4 protein-coding genes are annotated in these 3,872 nt (G+C 74.8%); 1 reads left to right on the forward strand and 3 read right to left on the reverse strand.

The genetic code is table 11. The annotated features are described in order from the left end of the window. Positions 1–124: 124 nt before the first annotated feature. A complete protein-coding gene (locus tag E2C05_RS29610) occupies positions 125–859 on the reverse strand; it encodes a substrate-binding periplasmic protein (protein ID WP_133223210.1) in 735 nt (244 codons plus the stop codon). Positions 860–1,027: 168 nt separating this feature from the next. Continuing rightward, positions 1,028–1,492 (reverse strand): tRNA (adenosine(37)-N6)-threonylcarbamoyltransferase complex ATPase subunit type 1 TsaE, encoded by a 465-nt coding sequence (gene tsaE, locus E2C05_RS29615; RefSeq protein WP_133223211.1) that lies wholly within the window; start codon positions 1,490–1,492, stop codon positions 1,028–1,030. A 118-nt stretch (positions 1,493–1,610) separates the two neighbouring features. Here tsaE and E2C05_RS29620 point away from each other — a divergent pair, with 118 nt between their 5' ends. After that, entirely contained in the window at positions 1,611–2,663 is a 1,053-nt protein-coding gene (locus E2C05_RS29620) for an NAD(P)/FAD-dependent oxidoreductase (protein WP_133223213.1), read from the forward strand. Positions 2,664–2,955: 292 nt separating this feature from the next. On the opposite strand, the gene E2C05_RS29625 is transcribed toward E2C05_RS29620, so the two are convergent. Continuing rightward, positions 2,956–3,696: an SDR family NAD(P)-dependent oxidoreductase gene (locus tag E2C05_RS29625; protein WP_133223212.1), complete on the reverse strand. Its 741-nt coding sequence runs from the start codon at positions 3,694–3,696 to the stop codon at positions 2,956–2,958. Positions 3,697–3,872: the final 176 nt, after the last annotated feature.

Below are 3,872 nucleotides of genomic sequence, written 5' to 3' on the forward strand. Positions count from 1 at the left end.
GGCCCGGGCTGGCCCAAGCCGGGGCTGGCCGACGCCGCGCGGCGCGGGCCCCGCCCTGCCGCGCCATGCCGCTGCCCGTCACCCGCCGGGACGTGCCGGCCGCGCCGGGCGCTGGCCGGCCAGGCTACCGGCGGGCGAGGCCGCCGGTGTAGTCCGCATAGACCTTGGCCATGGTCCCGTCCTGCTCCAGCGCGGCGAAGGCAGCCTGCAGATCGGCGACCGGCAGGTCGCCCAGGTCGCGGCCGGATGCGATGAAGATCGGCAGCGTGATGACCGGCGGACCGAAGGCCAGGGTGGCGCCGGGATTCACCTGCCGCGCATAGATCCGCATGTCGAGCTCGTTGCTGAAGGCCGCATCGATCCGGCGGTCGAGCAACGCGGCGACCAGTTCCGGCAGGGAGGCGAATTCCGCCAGGTTGGTGAAGCCGTTCTGCTGCAGATGCGCCTGGTGCAGCGCCCCGCGCAGCACGCCAACCTGGCGGACCTGCCGCGCCGCGGCGAGGTCGAGCGGGCCGGCGAGGGAGCCGAAGGTCGAATCGACGTCGAGAACCTTCACCAGCCACTGGTAGTGCGGCTCCCGCGCCGCGGTGCGGGCCAGGGGGGTGATCAGCCGCCCCGACTCCTCCCGCGCCCGGCGCTGGGTGTCGGCCCAGGGCTGGTAGACGAATTGCGCGTCCCGCCCGATCATGCGGAGCATGTCGCGCAGCAGGTGGTTCACGAAGCCCGGCCGCGCCTCGTCGTTGATGGTCATGGGCGGGAATTCGCTGGTCATGACCTGGACCGGCGTGCCGCGGGCCAGGGCGGGCATGGCCGGCAGGGCGACGGCACTCAACAGGAAGCGGCGGCCGATCAGGGGCACGTGGGAGCTCCGGCGTCTGGTGTTGTCACCGGATGTACTGCGACACCATGAAGCCGGGATTAAGCCAGCGCCCGGGTATGCGACGGCCGCATCCGGGCCCGCGCCGGGGCTGGCCGGTCCCCGCGGGCTGCCGGGCGTGTTCGACCTTCGGCCCGCCCGGGCCCGGCCTCAGCCGGCCCCGTCCGGCACCGCCGCCAGCCGCCCGTCCCAGCCGGAGAGCGTCGCCACCCGGTCCTCCTCCCCCGGGCCATAGGCCATCCGGACCAGCAGCGCGTCCGCCGGCCGTTCCGCCCCCAGCCGTTCCGGCCATTCGACGAGGACGATGCCGCGCCGCGCCTCCTCCCAACCCAGTTCGCGCAGGTCGCCCGGCCCCTCCAGCCGGTAGAGGTCGTAATGATGCGCCTCCGCGCCGCCCGGCAGGTCGTAGCTCTGCACCAGGGTGAAGCTGGGGGAGGGGACCTCCAGCGCCGGGTCGCCCGCCAGCGCCCGCAGCAGGGCGCGGGCGAGGGCGCTCTTGCCCGCGCCGAGCGGGCCTTCCAGCAGCACCGCGTCGCCCGGCCGCAGCAGCGGCGCCAGGCGGCCCGCCAGCCGGCCGGTGGCGGCGAGGTCGGCCAGGGGAAGCGTCAGCGTCATGGCGGTCATGCGGGCGGGGTCAGGGGCGCTTCGGGTGCGGGCTTGGTGCGCCGCCCCATCTCCTGTAGGACGCGCGGCTTCCGCGGGGAAGGCGCCGATGACGGCAGGGGTTGGCGGGATGCGCGCTTCGGGCGAGGCTTTTGGGTCGCACGCCGCCGGCGTGACGGTGGAGACCGACGTGGCGGTGATCGGCGCGGGGCCCGTCGGCCTCTTCGCCGTCTTCGAATGCGGCATGCTGCGCATGCGCTGCGTGGTGGTGGATGCGCTGGACGCCATCGGCGGGCAATGCAGCGCGCTCTATCCGGAGAAGCCGATCTTCGACATCCCGGCGCATCCGCAGATCGAGGGCGCGGCGCTGATCGAGCGGCTGGAAACCCAGGCGGCGCCCTTCAACCCGCTTTACCTCCTCGGCCGCCGGGTGGAGCGGCTGCGCGGCCTCGACGGCACCTGGGAACTGGGCACCAGCGCCGGCGACCAGATCCGCGCCAGGGCGGTGATCCTGGCGGCCGGCGCCGGCGCCTTCGGCCCGAACCGGCCGCCGCTGGATGGCCTGGCGGGCTACGAGGCCTCCGGCGCCGTGCGCTACCTGGTGGCGCGGCGGGAGGATTTCCGCGGCAAGCGCGTGGTGATCGCCGGCGGCGGCGACAGCGCGGTGGACTGGGCGCTGTCGCTGAAGGAGATCGCGGCCAGGGTCACGGTGGTGCATCGCCGGCCGAAATTCCGCGCCGCGCCCGAGAGCGCCGCGCGGCTGGACGAGGCCGCGGCGCGCGGGGAGGTGGAGATGGCCATCCCCTACCAGCTGCACGGGCTGGCGGGCGACGGCACGCGGCTGAGCGGCGTGGTGCTGTCGACGCTGAAGGGCGAGACGAAGACCGTCGAGGCCGACCACCTGTTGCCCTTCTACGGCCTGTCCATGGAACTCGGCCCCATCGCGGACTGGGGGCTGGGGCTGGAGCGCACCCATATCGCCGTCACGCCGGCGACCTGCGAGACCAACCTATCCGGCATCCACGCCATCGGCGACATCGCCACCTATCCCGGCAAGCTGAAGCTCATCCTGCAGGGTTTCTCCGAGGCAGCGATGGCGGCGCATGCGATCCATCCGCGGGTCTTCCCGGGAGAGGCGCTGCATTTCGAGTACAGCACCACGAAAGGCGTGCCGGCCGCCTGAGGCCGGCCGCCGGCCCGCCCCGCGCCGCCACGGGCGCCGGTCGCCGCAACGCGTCGCTCGCAACACGCCGCCGGGCATGGCGGCCGGGCGGCGGAGGCCGGGACGGCCATGCCGGGCGGCCCCGCGCGGGAGCGTGCGGCTGTGCGGCAGCGACGCCGCGCGGCGTCAATCCACCCCATGATCGGTGCACCGCGGCGGTTCGCCGGTTCGGATCGGCAGGCGCGCCGCCTTGGGCGGTCGCCGCGCATCGCAGGGGCGGCCGGGGCGCCCGCCGCCTGGCCGGCCGGCGCCGTCAGAATGCTTCCCGATAGGGCCTGAGATCCAGCTCCTGCGTCCAGGCGGAGCGCGGCTGGCAGTGGATGTGCCAATAGGCCTCGGCGATCGCCTCGATGCCCAGCAGCCCGTCCTCCCCGCGCTCGGCCACCATCTGCGGCGCCCGGCTGCGCAGCCTCTCGCCGTCGATGCCGCCATCGATCACCACATGCGCGACATGCAGGCCCTGCGGCCCATAGTCCCGCGCCATGCTCTGCGAGATCGCGCGCAGCCCGGCCTTGGCGGCGGCGAAATGCGCGAAGCCCGGCTTGCCGCGCAGGCTGGCGGAGGCGCCGGTGAAGAGCACGGTGCCGCGGCCGAGCGGCACCAGCCGCCGCGCCGCCTCCCGCCCCACCAGGAAGCCGGAGAAGCAGCCGACGCGCCAGAAATCCTCGAAGGTCTCGACCGAGACCTCGCGGAAGTCGAGCCGGCGGTTGTTGCCGGCATTGGAGACGACGAGGTCCGCCGGCGCGCGGCCTTCGCCCGGCGCCATGCCGCGGTCGAACAGGCGTTGCACATCGGCCTCGCGCGTCGCGTCGGTCGGCACGGCCTCGGCGCTGCCGCCGGCGGCGCGGATGGTGGCGACCACCTGGTCCAGGCGCGCCAAGGTGCGGCCGGCGGCCAGCACATGGTAGCCCCCCTGCGCGAAGCGGCGGCAGAGGGCGGCGCCGAGGCCGCGTTCGGCGCCGACGCCGACCACGATGGCGGTTGGGATGGGCATGGGCGGTCTCCTCTGGCTCGGTTCGTGTGACGCGATTGAAGCGGCGAATGGGGGCCCGCCGGAAACGCACGGGGTCGTCGGGTTCGGACCGCGCCGACGGGCCCTCCGGCGCGCGCTCTCAGGCCGCGGCGGGCGCCAGGGCTGCCGGGCGCGGCGGGCGCAGGGCCAGCGCCAGC

The sequence above is a fragment of the Paracraurococcus ruber genome, from assembly GCF_004353985.1.
Taxonomy (GTDB): Bacteria; Pseudomonadota; Alphaproteobacteria; order Acetobacterales; family Acetobacteraceae; genus Paracraurococcus; species Paracraurococcus ruber.

What these genes read in the sequence shown, in the direction of transcription:
- E2C05_RS29625 (WP_133223212.1), bottom strand. Translation starts at nt 3,696, where the DNA reads ATGCCCATCCCAACCGCCATCGTGGTCGGCGTCGGCGCCGAACGCGGC.
- tsaE (WP_133223211.1), bottom strand. Translation starts at nt 1,492, where the DNA reads ATGACGCTGACGCTTCCCCTGGCCGACCTCGCCGCCACCGGCCGGCTG.
- E2C05_RS29620 (WP_133223213.1), top strand. Translation starts at nt 1,611, where the DNA reads ATGCGCGCTTCGGGCGAGGCTTTTGGGTCGCACGCCGCCGGCGTGACG.